This window comes from Acinetobacter sp. TR11 (assembly GCF_027105035.1).
Lineage (GTDB): Bacteria > Pseudomonadota > Gammaproteobacteria > Pseudomonadales > Moraxellaceae > Acinetobacter.
In genome coordinates, this window is the sequence record NZ_CP114256.1 from 1,237,750 (window position 1) to 1,253,676 (window position 15,927).

Annotated in this window: 16 protein-coding genes; 5 read left to right on the forward strand and 11 right to left on the reverse strand. The window is 38.5% G+C overall.

Annotated elements, in window-relative coordinates; all coding sequences use genetic code 11:
• Nucleotides 1–90 precede the first annotated feature (90 nt).
• Complete coding sequence (locus O1450_RS05995) at nucleotides 91–984, reverse strand: LysR family transcriptional regulator (RefSeq protein ID WP_269230070.1); 894 nt, start codon at nucleotides 982–984, stop codon at nucleotides 91–93.
• A gap of 92 nt (nucleotides 985–1,076) precedes the next feature.
• Nucleotides 1,077–1,772 carry an IS1 family transposase gene (locus tag O1450_RS06000; RefSeq protein WP_269228537.1) on the reverse strand — a complete coding sequence of 232 codons (696 nt, stop codon included), beginning with the start codon at nucleotides 1,770–1,772 and terminating at the stop codon, nucleotides 1,077–1,079.
• Between the two features lie 112 nt (nucleotides 1,773–1,884).
• Between O1450_RS06000 and aceI the strand changes: the two genes are divergently transcribed.
• Nucleotides 1,885–2,313, forward strand: coding sequence for a chlorhexidine efflux PACE transporter AceI (aceI, locus tag O1450_RS06005; protein ID WP_269230071.1), 429 nt, complete (start codon nucleotides 1,885–1,887; stop codon nucleotides 2,311–2,313).
• Nucleotides 2,314–2,391: 78 nt separating this feature from the next.
• On the opposite strand, the gene O1450_RS06010 is transcribed toward aceI, so the two are convergent.
• Nucleotides 2,392–2,961 carry a DUF4291 domain-containing protein gene (locus O1450_RS06010; RefSeq protein ID WP_269230072.1) on the reverse strand — a complete coding sequence of 190 codons (570 nt, stop codon included), beginning with the start codon at nucleotides 2,959–2,961 and terminating at the stop codon, nucleotides 2,392–2,394.
• Between the two features lie 241 nt (nucleotides 2,962–3,202).
• Here O1450_RS06010 and mfd point away from each other — a divergent pair, with 241 nt between their 5' ends.
• The 4 genes from mfd (at nucleotide 3,203) to O1450_RS06030 (ending at nucleotide 9,587) form a co-directional block, all read left to right on the forward strand.
• Complete coding sequence (gene mfd / locus O1450_RS06015) at nucleotides 3,203–6,664, forward strand: transcription-repair coupling factor (protein WP_269230073.1); 3,462 nt, start codon at nucleotides 3,203–3,205, stop codon at nucleotides 6,662–6,664.
• Between the two features lie 196 nt (nucleotides 6,665–6,860).
• On the forward strand, nucleotides 6,861–7,295 hold the full coding sequence (locus O1450_RS06020) for an HIT domain-containing protein (RefSeq protein ID WP_018678066.1): 435 nt from the start codon (nucleotides 6,861–6,863) through the stop codon (nucleotides 7,293–7,295).
• A 51-nt stretch (nucleotides 7,296–7,346) separates the two neighbouring features.
• Entirely contained in the window at nucleotides 7,347–8,783 is a 1,437-nt protein-coding gene (locus O1450_RS06025; RefSeq protein WP_269230074.1) for an adenylate/guanylate cyclase domain-containing protein, read from the forward strand.
• A gap of 33 nt (nucleotides 8,784–8,816) precedes the next feature.
• A complete protein-coding gene (locus O1450_RS06030; RefSeq protein WP_269230075.1) occupies nucleotides 8,817–9,587 on the forward strand; it encodes a hypothetical protein in 771 nt (256 codons plus the stop codon).
• Between the two features lie 53 nt (nucleotides 9,588–9,640).
• On the opposite strand, the gene fdx is transcribed toward O1450_RS06030, so the two are convergent.
• From fdx to O1450_RS06070, 8 genes are all read right to left on the reverse strand, one after another.
• Nucleotides 9,641–9,979 carry an ISC system 2Fe-2S type ferredoxin gene (fdx, locus tag O1450_RS06035; protein WP_004661453.1) on the reverse strand — a complete coding sequence of 113 codons (339 nt, stop codon included), beginning with the start codon at nucleotides 9,977–9,979 and terminating at the stop codon, nucleotides 9,641–9,643.
• Nucleotides 9,980–9,996: 17 nt separating this feature from the next.
• Nucleotides 9,997–11,856, reverse strand: coding sequence for a Fe-S protein assembly chaperone HscA (gene hscA / locus O1450_RS06040; protein WP_269230076.1), 1,860 nt, complete (start codon nucleotides 11,854–11,856; stop codon nucleotides 9,997–9,999).
• 38 nt (nucleotides 11,857–11,894) lie between these two features.
• On the reverse strand, nucleotides 11,895–12,413 hold the full coding sequence (hscB, locus tag O1450_RS06045; RefSeq protein WP_004661458.1) for a Fe-S protein assembly co-chaperone HscB: 519 nt from the start codon (nucleotides 12,411–12,413) through the stop codon (nucleotides 11,895–11,897).
• Between the two features lie 83 nt (nucleotides 12,414–12,496).
• A complete protein-coding gene (gene iscA / locus O1450_RS06050) occupies nucleotides 12,497–12,817 on the reverse strand; it encodes an iron-sulfur cluster assembly protein IscA (protein ID WP_269230077.1) in 321 nt (106 codons plus the stop codon).
• Nucleotides 12,818–12,846: 29 nt separating this feature from the next.
• Nucleotides 12,847–13,233 (reverse strand): Fe-S cluster assembly scaffold IscU, encoded by a 387-nt coding sequence (iscU, locus tag O1450_RS06055; RefSeq protein ID WP_004652980.1) that lies wholly within the window; start codon nucleotides 13,231–13,233, stop codon nucleotides 12,847–12,849.
• Between the two features lie 91 nt (nucleotides 13,234–13,324).
• Nucleotides 13,325–14,542, reverse strand: coding sequence for an IscS subfamily cysteine desulfurase (locus O1450_RS06060; protein WP_005215456.1), 1,218 nt, complete (start codon nucleotides 14,540–14,542; stop codon nucleotides 13,325–13,327).
• A gap of 1 nt (nucleotide 14,543) precedes the next feature.
• The gene (locus O1450_RS06065) at nucleotides 14,544–15,017 is read right to left on the reverse strand and encodes an Rrf2 family transcriptional regulator (RefSeq protein WP_004661463.1); all 474 of its coding nucleotides are present in this window, start codon (nucleotides 15,015–15,017) and stop codon (nucleotides 14,544–14,546) included.
• A 108-nt stretch (nucleotides 15,018–15,125) separates the two neighbouring features.
• Nucleotides 15,126–15,773: a hypothetical protein gene (locus O1450_RS06070; RefSeq protein WP_269230078.1), complete on the reverse strand. Its 648-nt coding sequence runs from the start codon at nucleotides 15,771–15,773 to the stop codon at nucleotides 15,126–15,128.
• Between the last annotated feature and the right edge of the window lie 154 nt (nucleotides 15,774–15,927).

A 15,927-nucleotide genomic window follows, 5' to 3' on the forward strand; every position in this document is an offset into this window, starting at 1 on the left:
TTAAACAAAATTATGGATAAGTTCTTTATAGCACAATCTACAGGAAAGCAAAGCATCGCTTTGAATACATTTAAACCTGAGTGATTTACTCTATTTTCTAGGTTGCTGACGTAGTTGTCGAATGTGCTCAATCAAAAATCTAGCAGCAATACCTAACTCGCTTTCTCGACTCCAGACTAGATCGACGTAGTATTCAAACTTTGGGGTGAAATCATAAAGTTCCAAAACTTTTAGTTTTTTCTTTAGTTCGGGATTCTCATTAAACATTTCTAAGGGTAAAACTCCCCAACCTAAATTCCGAATAATCATCATACACGCAGAATGATGATTATCTGTGCGCCAATAATCTTTAGAAAATAGTAGTTCTGGCTTGATGCTATGGTTACGGCTAGCCACCACGATTTGGCGCGTCTGCACCATTTGCTCAAAGGAAATTTGCTCAAATTGAGCTAAAGCATGACCTTGAGCAATCACTGGAACAAGAGCTTCTCGTTTTAATTCAACAAATTGTTCACGACTATCTAATTGTTCTCGTTCAAACATGAGTGCAAGTTGTGCAGATTGATCGAGCAACATCTGTAAAGCATCTTCTTGAGGAGCAGAAAAAATATTAATCGTCAGATTCGGAAAATGTTGTTCAAGCAACGTAATGTAATCTGTCCAATTGGTATGCAGTAATTCAGAGACTACGACAATGTTTAAGGTTGACTCTAGCCCAGTGCTGAGCGCATGAGCATGCTGTTTCCATTGATTTATTTCAATCAAAAGTTGTTGAGTTTTCTCGTATAAAACCATTGCCGCAGGTGTTGGTGCAGGTTCACGTCCAATTCGCTCGAATAAATTTAGATTCAGATCAATTTCTAAATTGGCAATTGACATGCTCACTGCCGAAGGAACTTTGCCGAGTTTCCGTGCAGCCGCCGAAAATGAGCCTGTCTCAATGACAGTTTGAAACATCAGAAGTTGTTCTTGATTAATATTCATCTGTCAAAAAAACTGAAAAAACCTAATTGGATTAATCAAAATTATAAAAATAAGGTGGTGTTTCAAAATGTATGCTGATCATTTTAACATCACTATACAAAACCGTGGTTAATGTAAAAGAATCCAAGATTAAAAGCTTTTACATGATTCAATACCTTCTTCGAAAAACAGCATGTTCTTCTTACTGCTCGCCTTATGCGGTGTCTTAATCGGCAGTTGTTTCCTTCTATCCCGACTGTATAATATTTCCCTTCTTGGTCCGGCTTAAAAATTTTGATGAAACTTTCCCAATGATCACTCGATATACAATCATAAGTAATACCCAGTTCTTCTAAACGGTTTTTTAGCCTTTGTGCTGTATGAGCATCTCTTCCTCCCCATACAAAAGCCACTATTTCTCCGCTACTTCTATCATAGACGTACTGTAGCCAATGCTTATCTTTCTTGTTGCCTACAAATGTCCAAAATTCATCAACTTCCAAGCATTTATAATGAGTTCTTTGAGGAATTATTTCATGATTTGATTGTGTAAGCGTTTTAAGTATCTTGCCAATACTAAACCTCGTAATCTTTGCAATATCCCGAATGCCACAACATCGCACAAGCATAAGCAAAATCAATTTGACCGCTTTTGAATGACAGCCTAAATACGTCAAATTATGGTCACCCACAAACTGCCTATTACATTCTTTACAACGATAGTTTTGCTTACCATCGTGTTTAATGCCATTCTTCTTTATACTTGTACTCTGGCATCGAGGACAATGAAGTTCTATTTCGATTTTCACACATTTAAATATAGCTGAATTGTTCCTCGTTGCCTCCTTTTCTTATGAGCATACTTTTTAGAACACCACCAAAAATAAAATGGTGCATATCCAAACAAAAGAGTGTTATAAAATGTTGATTTCCAGAAGAAGACTCATTCATGCAATTAGCTATGAAGTGATCTTATTGGTCATCATCGCGATTGCGTTAAGTTTTATTTTTAGTATGCCACTCGAAGTAACAGGTATTTTAGGTGTAATCATGGCTGTCATTTCGGTGATTTGGAACATGATTTTTAACCATTATTTTGAGAAAATTGAACATAAACATCAGTGGAAACGAACGATTCCTGTGCGTATTTTACATGCGGTTGGCTTTGAGGGTGGTTTGATGCTTGTGACCATTCCAATTATTGCCTATATGATGAAGATGAGTTTTATTGATGCATTAATTTTAGATTTTGGTTTAACGATGTGTATTTTGGTATATACCTTTATCTTCCAATGGTGTTATGACTTGATCGAAGAGCGGTTTTTCCCGAATGTAAAATTTGCATCTTAAACAAGAGTGAGATTTATAAATCTCAAGAAAATTTAAGCTACGGAATAGGGTCTGTTGAAGATTATTCCGTAGCTTATTTTATCGAATATAAATCGTTTCTTTTGGCAATAGTAGACGTGCTGCTTGCATTTTATTTTGTTGGATTAATCCATGAATCTGATGTGCAAGTGGTGTAATGTCTGTAATCGAAACAATCCATTGATTGACATAGCGTTGAACAGCTTCTTTACTCAGTCCGATTTGTATCGCTCTATGCTCAAGTGGTTGTAATAATAGATCACGTTCAGGATCCCATTGAATTCGTACAGGTGAATGATCTTTGCGTTGTTGCCATTTTTCTTCGCTTAATGACGGATCACGATGACTGAGGCAGCTATGTGCCAATGCCCATTCAAAACCTTCAAGGGTGATGTCTATAGCTAAAATGCGATTTTGCCCATCATCTTTAAATCCCCAGCCAGCACGATACATCATCCAAAGGAATGAGGGTTTAATCCATGTCATTCTTTCCATTTTAAATGGTGGTGAAACAAACGTTTGATTAAGAAGGGCGGCATTTGCAATAGCATCAGAATAAGCTTGATAAACACGAATCGTCTGATCGTTATAAACAGCTCGGATTTGCTGGGTGGGAATATTGGTTATCATGGGTGTGGATTAAATTTCTCTCTTAGTTTTATTGAAAAAATAATTTTAAATATATGGTTTATAAGTCAAATCTTATTGAGTAACCAATTGGTTTATTCACGTTAAATGATGTTGATAGGATAGGGAATAAAATAGCCTAAGTAAACTTAAATCGTTTGGGTGATCAGTCGAATTTATTCTTCAAGTAAAAAACTCCATGCTAAACTAAGCGCATTGTCTTTTCGATTACATGATTTTCTCTATGTTTCAACAAGAAATTTCTCAATTAAACTTAAAACAATTCAAAGCAGGCGAAAAACGCTGGATTGGTTCCTTACTTGGATCGTCAGCAGCATTATTATTCAAAGAAATTGCCACGCAAAGTTCAAATCTATATGTGATTGTTGCGAGAAATAATCAGCATCTTGCTCAGCTCGAAAGTGAACTCGAATTTTACGGGATAAAACCAACGATTTTTCCTGATTGGGAAATCTTGCCTTACGATCGTTTGTCTCCGCATCAAGATATTGTGTCTGAACGTTTGGCGATTTTATCGAATATGCCACAAAAGGGTATTCTGCTGGTTTCTGCAAGTACTTTGGCTCAACGTGTTGCACCATATTCATGGGTGGTGGGTGAACACTTTGATATTAAAGTTGGACAACGACTTAATTTGGAAGTGCAGAAAAAGCAACTGGTGCAGGCAGGTTATCGTTTGGTCGATACTGTTTATGATCATGGGGAGTTTGCTGTTCGTGGTAGTATCATGGACATTTATGCATCTGGACAAGATCAACCGATTCGAATTGATTTATTTGATGATGAAATTGAAAGCTTAAAATTTTTTGATCCAGAAACGCAAAGAACCACTGAATCTTTAAAAAACTTCACCGTTTTACCTGCAAAAGAATTTCCTTTAAAAGAGGGACGTTCTACCTTTAGAGATCGTTACGCAGAAAGTTTTCCAACTGCGAATCCTAAGAAAAACCCAATTTATCAAGATGTACTTGAAGGAATTGCAACACCGGGATTAGAGTTCTATTTACCTTTATTCTTTGAGAAAAAGGTGATGGAAGCGCAAAGTATGCTTATGACATACTTACCAAAGAATTGCGTTGTCATTACAAATAACGAAGTTGAAGATGAATTAATCAATTTTTGGAAAGAAGTGGTTCGTCGTTATGAAGATCGCCGTCATAACATCGACCAACCAATTCTTCCACCTGAAGAGCTTTTTTTAATGCCAAATCATGTGTTACAGGCATTAAACCAATTTCCAAGGATTTTAGCTTCAGCAGAAGCATTTGACGAAAAAGTAGGTGTTTTAAATCTTGCAGCAGAACAACCACCAAAGCTTGCAGTTGATCCTAAAAAAGAACAGCCCTTTGAAGCAGTTAAACATTATATTGACCAAGTTAAACATCCTGTTTTATTGGTAGCAGAAAGTGCAGGTCGGCGTGAAACCTTAAAAGATGCATTACGTTCGGTTCTAGGCGACATCCAAAATGTAGAGAGTTTTGTTCAATTTCAGAAAGACAAGCTACAAGTTGCAATCACAAGCGCGCCATTAGATCGCGGACTCGTGCTAAGCAATCAACTCTCAGTCATTTCTGAAAATCAACTCTATGAACATCGGGTAGTACAACGACGTCGTAAGCGTCAGCAAGAAGTTTCTGAAGAATTTCTTGTTCGGAGTTTAACTGAACTCAGTATTGGTGCGCCTGTAGTACATATCGATCATGGTGTTGGGCGTTATGCAGGCTTAATTACCTTAGAAATTGATCAACAGGATCATGAGTTTTTACAGCTCGATTATGCAGATGGTGCGAAAGTCTATGTGCCTGTCACTAATTTACACCTGATCAGTCGTTATAGTGGTGGCGATCCTGACTTAGCACCTTTACATAAATTAGGTACAGATACATGGAGTAAAGCCAAGCGGAAAGCTTTAGAGCAAATCCATGATGTTGCCGCAGAGTTATTACATATTCAGGCACGCCGTCAATCGAAACCGGGTTTTGCCTTTGAATTGGACCATACGGGATATATGCAATTCTCTAGTGGCTTTGCCTATGAAGAGACTTTAGACCAAGCCAATGCGATTGAAGCAACCCTCCATGATATGCAGCTTGCCAAACCAATGGATCGTTTGGTCTGTGGTGATGTTGGTTTTGGTAAAACCGAAGTGGCGATGCGAGCAGCTTTTGTTGCAGTCCAAAACAACAAGCAAGTTGCGGTATTAGTTCCTACTACGCTATTGGCACAGCAGCATTATGAGTCCTTTAAAGATCGTTTTGCTGATACAGCGGTGCGTATTGAAGTGCTGTCTCGTTTTGGTAGTAATAAAACGCATCTGAAAACAATTGAAGACTTAGCTGAAGGCAAAGTTGATATTGTGGTGGGAACACATAAAATCCTGCAAGAAAACATTCAATTTAAAAATCTAGGTTTAATGATTGTTGATGAGGAACATCGTTTTGGTGTTCGTGATAAAGAACGGATTAAAGCTTTACGTGCCGATGTGGATATGCTGACACTCACAGCGACACCGATTCCACGAACTCTGAATATGGCATTCTCTGGGATGCGAGATCTTTCGATTATTGCAACGCCGCCTGCCCGCCGTTTAGCAGTCAAAACTTTTGTTCAAGAACATACGGATGACTCAATTAAAGAAGCGATTTTGCGTGAGTTGTTACGTGGTGGTCAGGTTTATTTATTACATAATGAAGTTGAAACCATTGAAAGAGCAGCAGAAACGATTCGTAATTTAGTCCCAGAGGCACGTGTTGCAGTTGCACATGGACAAATGCGCGAACGTGAACTTGAGCAGGTCATGCAGCAGTTCTATCACAAAGAATATAATGTTCTTGTATGTTCAACCATTATCGAAACGGGTATTGATGTACCGAATGCCAATACCATTATTATTGAACGTGCAGACAAACTGGGTTTAGCGCAGTTGCATCAATTGCGTGGTCGTGTTGGACGTTCGCACCATCAAGCGTATGCCTATTTATTGGTTCCATCGCTAAAACATCTCAAAGGCGATGCAGAAAAACGTCTTGATGCCATTCAACGTGCTTCAACACTGGGCGCAGGATTCATGCTTGCAACTGAAGACTTGGAGATTCGGGGTGCGGGTGAATTACTTGGTGAGCAGCAAAGTGGTTCGATGCAAGCAATTGGTTATAGCTTGTATATGGAAATGTTAGAGAAAGCGACCAAAGCCATCCAAAAAGGCAAAACACCAAACTTTGATGCACCTTTGTCATTAACTGCTGAAATTAACCTACATATGCCAGCATTGATTCCAGATGATTATTTGGGTGATGTGCATCAGCGTTTGTTGTTCTATAAGCGCATAAGTAATACGGATACACAAGAGAAGCTTGATAATATTCGGATGGAACTCATTGATCGCTTTGGCATTCCACCACAGTCAGTCAAACAATTGTTTAGTGTGCATCAATTGCGTTTGAAGGCAGAGCAGTTAGGGATTACTAAGATTGATGTCAATAATAACGGTGGATACATTGAATTTTCGCCGGACACACCTGTGCAGGCAATCAGTATTATTCAATTAATGCAAAAGAATCCAACCTATTATCGTATGGAAGGTGGTCAACGCTTAAAGATCACAGTGCAAATGGCTGAGTACGATAAGCGGATTCAGTTTATTGTTGATTTGTTAAATAAATTGCTAAATGAGCTGCATAGTTAGTTGAAAAGTATATTTTTTGCTGACGAATTGAACAGCTTGGATTCCCTTTAAGCAAAGAATTTGCTTTTTGTCGGATGTCGATGTAATAAATAAGGAAAATCATTGTTATTTGTAATCAAACAGGCGACTAATAATATTCACATCAAAACTGATGTGATAGTATTGATCATCATTATTATGCATCATTTATAAAGATATGTTTAGTTTGCATCCACAACTTGCTCAAGATACATTTTTTGTAGGCGACTTTCCGCTTTCAACATGTCGTTTAATGAATGATATGCAATTTCCATGGTTGATTCTTATACCACGTGTACCAGGAATCACCGAGTTATATGAGCTTAGCCAAGCTGATCAGGAACAGTTCTTACGTGAATCAAGCTGGTTATCTAGCCAATTGGCACGCGTATTCCGTGCAGACAAAATGAATGTTGCAGCACTCGGTAACGTTGTGCCACAACTGCATTTCCATCATGTTGTTCGTTATCAAAATGATGTTGCATGGCCTAAACCAGTTTGGGGAACGCCAGCCGTACCTTATAGCAATGATGTACTTGCACATATGCGTCAGACATTAATGCTTGCATTACGTGGTCAAGGCGATATGCCTTTTGACTGGCGTATGGACTGATTTAGAAAATAGAATAAAAAACAGTCTTCTATAACAAGGAAGGAGGGTAGGGTGTCACTAGACAGGTTAATAGATAAAGAACCTAGACAGTTCGCTTATTTTCATCGTTTGATGGGATATTCGATATTGTCGCTTATTCTGGTAATTTATACGTTTACCTCTCCCAGTGCTAACTATCAGCTTTATATCCTTCCTTTTTTATTGATCCATTTTCTTATTTGCCCCAAATTAGAAAAATCGCTGCAGTACAAATTTGATAAGAATACTGAAAAAAATGTACTTTTTGGATGTGAAGCCATTATTGTTGCGATTGTTTTGGCGGGTTTACATTTAAGTTTAGTTCCTACATTTACCATTTTATTTGCTTTGCTGTATGTCGGTTTAAATAATAAAATTACTTTACCTGCATCATGTTTAATTGGGTTAATCGGTATTCTTTCTTTTTACTTCTGTACTTTTTTTATCTTCGGTGCAGAGGAATATTTTGAACCGACCAATCCAGAACTAACAGTTGTTAGCCTATTTGGTTTAATGATGTTTATTGTGATTGGTAACTATTATCAACATAGAAGAATCAATATTTTAGGACAACAACGTCAGCACTATCATAACCAAATGACACGTTATATTGCCTTTGCAAATCAGCTCAGTCGTTATGCACCATTACAGTTATGGCAGTCGATCATGCGTGGGGAAGCTGAAGCTAAAATTGAATATAAACGTAAAAAATTAACAATTTTCTTCTCTGATATTCAAGGGTTTACTGAGCTTTCAGAAAGCCTTATTCCTGATGATTTAGCTTTTTTACTCAATGATTATTTAAGTCATATGACTGAAATAGCAAAACAGTATGAAGCAACCGTTGATAAGTTTATGGGCGATGCGATTCTCATCTTCTTCGGTGATCCAAATTCTCAGGGTGTTGAACAAGATGCGAAGTCTTGTGTAGAAATGGCGATCGCAATGCGTCAGCAAATGAAATTGTTACGTGAGCGTTGGAAGAAAATGGGCTATCCAGCGTTGCACATTCGAATGGGTATTAGTACGGGTTATTGTCACGTAGGCAACTACGGGGCTTCACATCGTATGGCTTATACCATTGTTGGTCGTGATGTAAATTTAGCAGCACGTTTGCAGTCTGCTGCTGAAGTTGATGAAATCTTAATTGCTGATGACACTCACCAACTGATCAAAGGTGAGTTTTTGTGCGTACCGAAAGTGCCAATTTATTTAAAAGGGATTCAAGGACCTGTTAAAACTTGGCAGGTAATGGAAAAATTCACAGGTAAGAAATCCGATACACAAAAATGGTTTGATTTTGATTATAAAGGCTTCCATCTAGTTTTGAACTTAGAGGAAGTGCAGAATTATGAATATCCAGAATTGGTTGAAATTTTGGAGAATATGGTTCAGCGTATCAAAACACAACAAAAAATTACCAATGCTCAGGGTATTCCAAAACTGACTTTGGATGATGAAGTAAGATAAAAATATCCAATAATTATTGATAGAGTTGAAATAATGTCTGCATTCGTTTCACAGTATCCATTGGCTATTGATGAGAGCATGGTGGGTGAGTATCCTGCTTTGGTAAAGTCAGGTGCAGGTTATTTTTATGATGATGTTCTTGAATATCGAGTTTGGTGTCATCCAGAACGTGGTGCGCTAGATGAATATGAGGGGCAAGATTATTATTGTGCATTTTCCAGTTATGAAGATGCCAAACAGTTTTCCGAAAAAACAGCTGGAGCGGAACATCCTTTGGTTTTGATACGTCAAAGCTGTTGGATTAACGAACCTCAAACAGGCGTATTTACTGCTGATCGTGGAGAACGTTTAACTGAGTGGCAAGTGATTTGGTTGAATAATGCAAAACGACAAGATGGTGATATTGAAAATTTCTTTGCAAAACGTGGAATTGCATTTACAGGCTATCAGGAAGTGATGGATGCGACGCCTTTCACCAGAGATTTTAATCCGCAAGCATACAAAGCATTCCCACAATATTTAGGGGTTATTGCGTGTTCTTGTGTCATTGATGGAAAATTGCCAATACGTTGGGTATCTCATGCAGGCGGAGATTGGCAAATGTATTGTCATGTGGATGCACATGATTTTTCTGAAAATAGTTTGGATTTTGAGCAAAATATTCAATTGACCAATATGGCACAATTACTCAAATATAATCCAGATTTGCAAATATTATATGATCTACCTATAGATAAAGGTGCTTATAGAGATCATGTAGAGTCTATTTGGCAATATTTTGATGATTATGATGTTGATCAATAAATTTAAATTAAAAAAACTCCTCTAATAAAGAGGAGTTTTTTTATGAATAAAGCTTAGTGATTTTCCGAAGCATGATTAATTGTGTATTTCGGAATTTCAATTTCTAAATCTTCATCAACAATCTCTACCTGACATGACAGGCGAGAGTCAGGCTCTAAACCCCATGCACGATCAAGTAGATCTGCTTCAACATCGTTCATTTCTTCAAGGCTATCGAATCCTTTACGAACAATCACGTGGCAAGTCGTACATGCCGCAGACATGTCGCAAGCATGTTCAATTTTAATGCCTTGTTTCAATAAGCTTTGGCATAAATTGGCGTTTTGTTCGACTTCAAATTCTGCACCTTCGGGGCAAATGAGTGCATGAGGAAGAACTTTAATACGTGGCATATTGATCACCTATACCTTTAGTTTGAGTTTGACCAATCTTCAAGTTTTGTACCTTTTAAGGCATGGTCAATATGTCGATTCATACGAAGTGCCGCAAAGGCATCGCTGTGAATTTTAAGTTGTTGAACAGCATGTTCAATCGCTGCAAGCTCATCGGTTTTAAGACGAGCTTTTAACGCTTCAGCAGCAAGCATCAAGTCACGTGCCTGTTGCTGAGAAAGTAAGTCAGTATCTGCTTTTAACGCTTGCTCTAATGCTTCTAACTCACGTTGTGCTTCAACTTTGGTCTCTTGCAAATGGCGAAGTTGTTTATCTTCCTCAGCATATTTGAAACCATCAACCAAGAGGCGTTCAGTATCCGCTGCAGATAGACCATAAGATGGTTTGATATCAATTTGCGCTTGAACACCAGAAGTAGTTTCTTTTGCAGATACTGTCAGTAAGCCATCTGCATCAACTTGGAAGGTCACTTCAATACGTGCTTGACCCGCAGTCATTGGTGGGATGCCATGTAAAACAAAGCGACCCAATGAACGACAATGTTCAACTAAATCACGTTCACCTTGTACCACATGAATCAACATGGCAGTTTGACCATCTTGATAAGTGGTAAATTCTTGGCGACGTGCGACTGGAATTGCAGTATTACGTGAAATCAATCGTTCAACCAATCCACCCATGGTTTCTAGACCAAGAGAAAGTGGTGTGACATCAAGTAATAATGAACCATCTTGACTGTTGCCAATGAGCTGGTTGGCGGTAATTGATGCGCCAATCGCAACCACTTCGTCTGGATTGATCGTACAGAGTGGTTCACGTTCAAATAATTCTCGCACTGCTTTTTTAACTGCATAAGAGCGAGTCGAACCACCGACTAGAACGACATGTTCAATTTCATCGAGATTAAGTTTGGCATCACGTAATACACGCTTGCAGACACTCATGGTTTTATCGAGTGCAACTTGAATAATTGATTCAAATGTTGGACGGTCTAAAGTGAGGCGATCATCCAATAACGTTAATTCAGCAGTGTCATGGTCAGTTAAATATTCTTTGGCTTGACGTGCAGCGACAACAAAAACAGCATATTCTTCATCGCTTAAAGTTTCGATATTAAGCTGTTTTTTTGCCCATTTTACGATTAAACGATCAAGGTCATCACCACCAAGCGCGGTATGTCCACCAGTCGCAAGAACTTCAAAGACACCTTGTGAGAAACGTAAAATAGAAACGTCAAATGTACCGCCACCTAGGTCGTAAATCACGTAGTTACGATCTGTGCTGAGGTTGGTTTCTTGATCTAGTCCATAAGCAACGGCTGCGGCAGTTGGTTCATTCAATAGACGTAGAACATTTAAGCCTGCAAGTTGCGCTGCATCACGTGTCGCTTGACGCTGTGCTTCATCAAAATAAGCAGGAACAGTAATCACTGCACCATTTACAGGGTTATTTAGACTAGCTTCTGCACGATCTTTCAATTGTTTTAGGATTTCAGCCGAAATTTCAACAGGTGTTTTACGACCAGCAGCAGTTTCAAATGCCGGCATTTCATTTTCTGCGCCAACAAGTGTGTAGGGGTGTTGAAACTTGATATCTGCTTGTGAGCGACCCATAAAGCGTTTCACTGAAACAACAGTATTTTTGGGATCAGTCATCATAAACGGCTTGGCTTCATAACCAAACGTCGTTGAATCTTTTGCGTAATGAACAATCGACGGCAGTAATACACGATCTTTGTCATCTTGTAGAACTTTCGGTTTTCCCGATAGCACTGTCGCCACTAAAGAGTGGGTTGTCCCTAAGTCAATGCCGATCGCAATACGATGTTGATGCGGAGCAGTAGATTGACCTGGTTCAGCAATTTGCAAAAGTGCCATGCGTGAGGTATCCCTTGAAAATATTTGGTAACAGCGGATTAAAAATCATCATCGAGATCGAAGCTATCTTCTTCGTCCAACATACGATCTTCAGCTTTATCAATATCATTCATTACACGTTGAAAAAAACGTAGTTTACGAACAGTATCACGAGCCTCAGCCCAATCTTCTTCAGCAAAATCGATTTTAAATTCACGAACTAAACCGTCAATCCATTGCTGAACTTCAACTTTTAAGGTACTAAGTTGCTCGGTAGAGGTGGCCTCATCAAGCTGTTCACGCATTTCGAGTGCAGATTGTAAAAATTCAAAATCGCTAATGGACTGATCCAAGTGATGATCTTGTTTTTTTAAGCCAAGTAAATACGCCGCACGACTATCAACTTGTGAGAGCACTTTATACGCTTGATTGATTTCACTCGACTTGATCAATGCTTGATCTTTGTCAGTGGCTTTATCGGGATGATATTGCTGTTGCAAACTTAAAAATTGTTTTTTTAAAGCTGCTAAATCTATATCGAGTGCTTCTGGTAATTGGAACAACTCAAAATGATTCATGGGAGATGAATTCCGCTATTAATAAATACGTTAAAACAGTGCGGAACACACTGTTTTGACGAAAAGAAAGAGGGTGTTGCTAGTTAGACGGTAAATGATTCACCGCAACCACATTCACCTTTTTGATTTGGATTGTTAAACTCAAAGCCTTCATTGAGACCATTTTTAACATAATCCATCTCTAAACCATTGAGATAAACCAAGCTTTTAGGGTCAACGAAGACTTTAACGCCGAGTTGTTCAAATACTTGGTCATGTGTGTCGATATTATCGACAAACTCAAGTACATAAGCCAATCCAGAACAACCCGAAGTTTTCACACCAATACGAATGCCTTCACCCTTACCGCGATTTTGCAGGTAATTGCTGATGTGAGTCGCAGCATTTTCAGTTAAATGGATCATGAAAACTCCAATATTATTTCGGTCATCAATTAAGCTTTCGCTTTCTTACCACGATAGTCTTCAATCGCAGCTTTGATTGCATCTTCAGCCAATACAGAACAGTGTACTTTTACTGGTGGAAGTGCAAGCTCGGTTGCAATATCAATGTTTTTGATTGATTGAGCTTCATCAAGTGTCTTGCCTTTTAACCATTCGGTAACAAGCGAACTTGATGCAATTGCAGAACCACAACCGTAAGTTTTGAAGCGAGCTTCTTCAATTACGCCATTGTCATCAACTTGGATTTGTAAACGCATTACATCACCACAAGCAGGTGCACCGACCATACCTGTACCTACGTTTTCTGCATTTTTGTCTAATACACCAACATTACGAGGGTTTTCGTAATGATCAATTACCTTTTCGCTATAAGCCATTTCGCTTCTCCAAACCTCGGGGTCAGCCTAATATTAATATGAGGGTTAAAACACTGTTTTCAATGAAGAGTTCAATTCAAACTACAATGAATTAGTGTTCAGCCCATTCAACTGTTGAAAGGTCGATACCTTCTTTATACATATCCCAAAGCGGAGAAAGTTCACGTAATTTCTCAACAGCAGCTTTGGTAATTGTTAACACATGATCAATATCAGCTTCAGTTGTATATTTACCAAAACTGAAACGAATCGAACTATGTGCTAATTCATCAGATAAACCTAAAGCACGTAATACATATGAAGGCTCTAAAGTTGCAGATGTACATGCTGAACCACTTGATACTGCAAGATCTTTTAACGCCATCATCAATGATTCACCTTCAACGAAGTTAAAGCTGACATTAAGATAGTTTGCAACGTTCTCAGTCGGATGACCATTCAAGAACACTTGCTCAAGGTCTTGGAAGCCATTCCAAAGTTTGTCACGTAGGTGGCGAAGACGCTCTTGTTCTGCCTGCATAGTTTTACCAGCAATTTCAAAAGCTTCACCCATACCTACAATTTGATGAGTTGCTAAAGTACCAGAACGCATACCACGCTCATGACCACCACCATGCATTTGTGCTTTTAAGCGAACACGTGGGCTACGGCGGACAAATAGAGCACCAATTCCTTTAGGACCATAAATTTTATGACCAGAGAAACTCATTAAATCAATTTTCATAGTTGAAAGATCGATTTCAACTTTACCAGCGGCTTGTGCAGCATCAACGTGTAAGAATGTTTTATTCGCACGTGTTAGCTCGCCAATAGCTGCTACGTCAGTAATCGTACCGATTTCATTGTTCACCATCATCAGTGAAACAAGAATGGTATCTGGACGTAAAGCTGCTTTCACCATTTCAGGCGTAATTAAACCTGTACGTGGTTCAGGTTCTAAATAAGTAATTTCAAAACCTTGTTCTTCTAGCTCACGGCAAGTATCTAACACGGCTTTGTGTTCGATTTTACTAGTAATGATGTGCTTGCCTTTTGAACCGTAAAACTGAGCAATACCTTTTAGTGCTAAGTTGTCAGATTCAGTTGCACCAGAAGTCCAAACGATCTCACGTGGATCTGCTTTAACTAGGTTTGCAACTTGTTCACGTGCATATTCAGCTTTTTCTTCAGCTTGCCAACCATAGGCATGCGAGCGTGATGCAGGATTACCAAAAGTCCCTTCGAAGGTTAAACATTCCATCATGCGTTCTGCAACTTCAGGAAGTACTGGTGTTGTTGCTGCATAATCAAGATAAATTGGACGTTTCATGTCAAATACCTGTAACCGATAGGAGGGCTGAATCTAAACTTGCTGAGTTTTGGCGAAGTGCAACAGTTTGAACGTTGTCGCGTGCAATCAGGTCTGCAAGAGAGATTTTTGCGAGATAATCGGCAATATGGTGGGAGAGTTCTTGCCATAAGTCATGTGTTAAGCACATTGCACCATTTTGACAATTGCCTTTATGATCGCAACGTGTTGCATCGACGGTTTCATTTACAGCTTCGATAATTTCTAGCACGGTAATTTCAGTTGCATTTCGTGCAAGATGATATCCACCATTAGCACCACGAACACTCGAAACTAACCCATGTCGTTTAAGTTTTGCGAATAACTGTTCTAAATAGGCGACTGATATGGATTGGCGTGCTGCTATTTCGGCAAGCGTGATCGTTTGTTCAGTTGGCTGCAAAGCTAAATCAAGTAGAGCAGTCACTGCGTAACGACCGCGAGTTGTAAGACGCATGATTCGGTACACATGGTTAGACTAGATGTCTAAATTTTATGAATTCCGACTAAAATAGTCAAGTTTTTTAATTGCCAAAATGCGTGTGAAAAGTGAAATATGTTGGAATTATTGTATCCACATATTATAAACGAAAAAGCCTATTAAAATAAAGCTGAATACAGCGAATGAGATATTAATCCAACGTTGGCGTTTTTGCATGCGATGAATGCGGTTTTGATATTGTTTAACTTCAACCAATAATGAGTTGATCTCAGAGCGTTGCTGATCAATTTTATCAAGCAATGGCGCAATTCGCTGCTGAGACGCAATAGCTTCTGCATCACTATCAAATGCATTGAACCATTGTTTCCAATTTGCGAATATACTTGTGAGTGTGAGGTGAGGGATTAAATCCATCACATCTTCTTGAAGTCTTGCATCGCCTAAAATACGCATATTGTAGATACTGCGCTGATTATTAAATACGAAAATTTTAATCAAATCGATGAGTGTGCTATTTATTTCTAGGTCAACTTTTCGATCTAGGGCTTTGATATCAAATAAAATTCCTTTTTCGGTAAATTGGACATAAAAGTCAAAAAAAGGAATATAGCTGTTAATTCGAATGGTAACTTTTTCATCGATAAGCTTTTTCGCTTGCAAGCGTAAAGTTGCATCATGGGTGAGAATGAATGAAAAAAAAGTTTCTAAAACAATGATGACAATGTTTAGCAACAAATGGGGGTGTTTATGTCTTTGTTGCGTATCACTCATAGGTCTCTTTATCCTTGCCAATCACACTATAAATTTCATAAAGCACGTAAATCTGAGTATCCATACTCAATTATTAAAAATAATTTACATGACTTTATTGCTTTGTAGAACAGTTTTTTAAAACGATCAAGTCTTAACTTTGATATTATAAAAA

What these genes read in the sequence shown, in the direction of transcription:
- O1450_RS05995 (WP_269230070.1), bottom strand. Translation starts at nt 984, where the DNA reads ATGAATATTAATCAAGAACAACTTCTGATGTTTCAAACTGTCATTGAG.
- aceI (WP_269230071.1), top strand. Translation starts at nt 1,885, where the DNA reads ATGTTGATTTCCAGAAGAAGACTCATTCATGCAATTAGCTATGAAGTG.
- O1450_RS06010 (WP_269230072.1), bottom strand. Translation starts at nt 2,961, where the DNA reads ATGATAACCAATATTCCCACCCAGCAAATCCGAGCTGTTTATAACGAT.
- mfd (WP_269230073.1), top strand. Translation starts at nt 3,203, where the DNA reads ATGTTTCAACAAGAAATTTCTCAATTAAACTTAAAACAATTCAAAGCA.
- O1450_RS06020 (WP_018678066.1), top strand. Translation starts at nt 6,861, where the DNA reads ATGTTTAGTTTGCATCCACAACTTGCTCAAGATACATTTTTTGTAGGC.
- O1450_RS06030 (WP_269230075.1), top strand. Translation starts at nt 8,817, where the DNA reads ATGTCTGCATTCGTTTCACAGTATCCATTGGCTATTGATGAGAGCATG.
- fdx (WP_004661453.1), bottom strand. Translation starts at nt 9,979, where the DNA reads ATGCCACGTATTAAAGTTCTTCCTCATGCACTCATTTGCCCCGAAGGT.
- hscA (WP_269230076.1), bottom strand. Translation starts at nt 11,856, where the DNA reads ATGGCACTTTTGCAAATTGCTGAACCAGGTCAATCTACTGCTCCGCAT.
- hscB (WP_004661458.1), bottom strand. Translation starts at nt 12,413, where the DNA reads ATGAATCATTTTGAGTTGTTCCAATTACCAGAAGCACTCGATATAGAT.
- iscA (WP_269230077.1), bottom strand. Translation starts at nt 12,817, where the DNA reads ATGATCCATTTAACTGAAAATGCTGCGACTCACATCAGCAATTACCTG.
- iscU (WP_004652980.1), bottom strand. Translation starts at nt 13,233, where the DNA reads ATGGCTTATAGCGAAAAGGTAATTGATCATTACGAAAACCCTCGTAAT.
- O1450_RS06060 (WP_005215456.1), bottom strand. Translation starts at nt 14,542, where the DNA reads ATGAAACGTCCAATTTATCTTGATTATGCAGCAACAACACCAGTACTT.
- O1450_RS06065 (WP_004661463.1), bottom strand. Translation starts at nt 15,017, where the DNA reads ATGCGTCTTACAACTCGCGGTCGTTACGCAGTGACTGCTCTACTTGAT.
- O1450_RS06070 (WP_269230078.1), bottom strand. Translation starts at nt 15,773, where the DNA reads ATGAGTGATACGCAACAAAGACATAAACACCCCCATTTGTTGCTAAAC.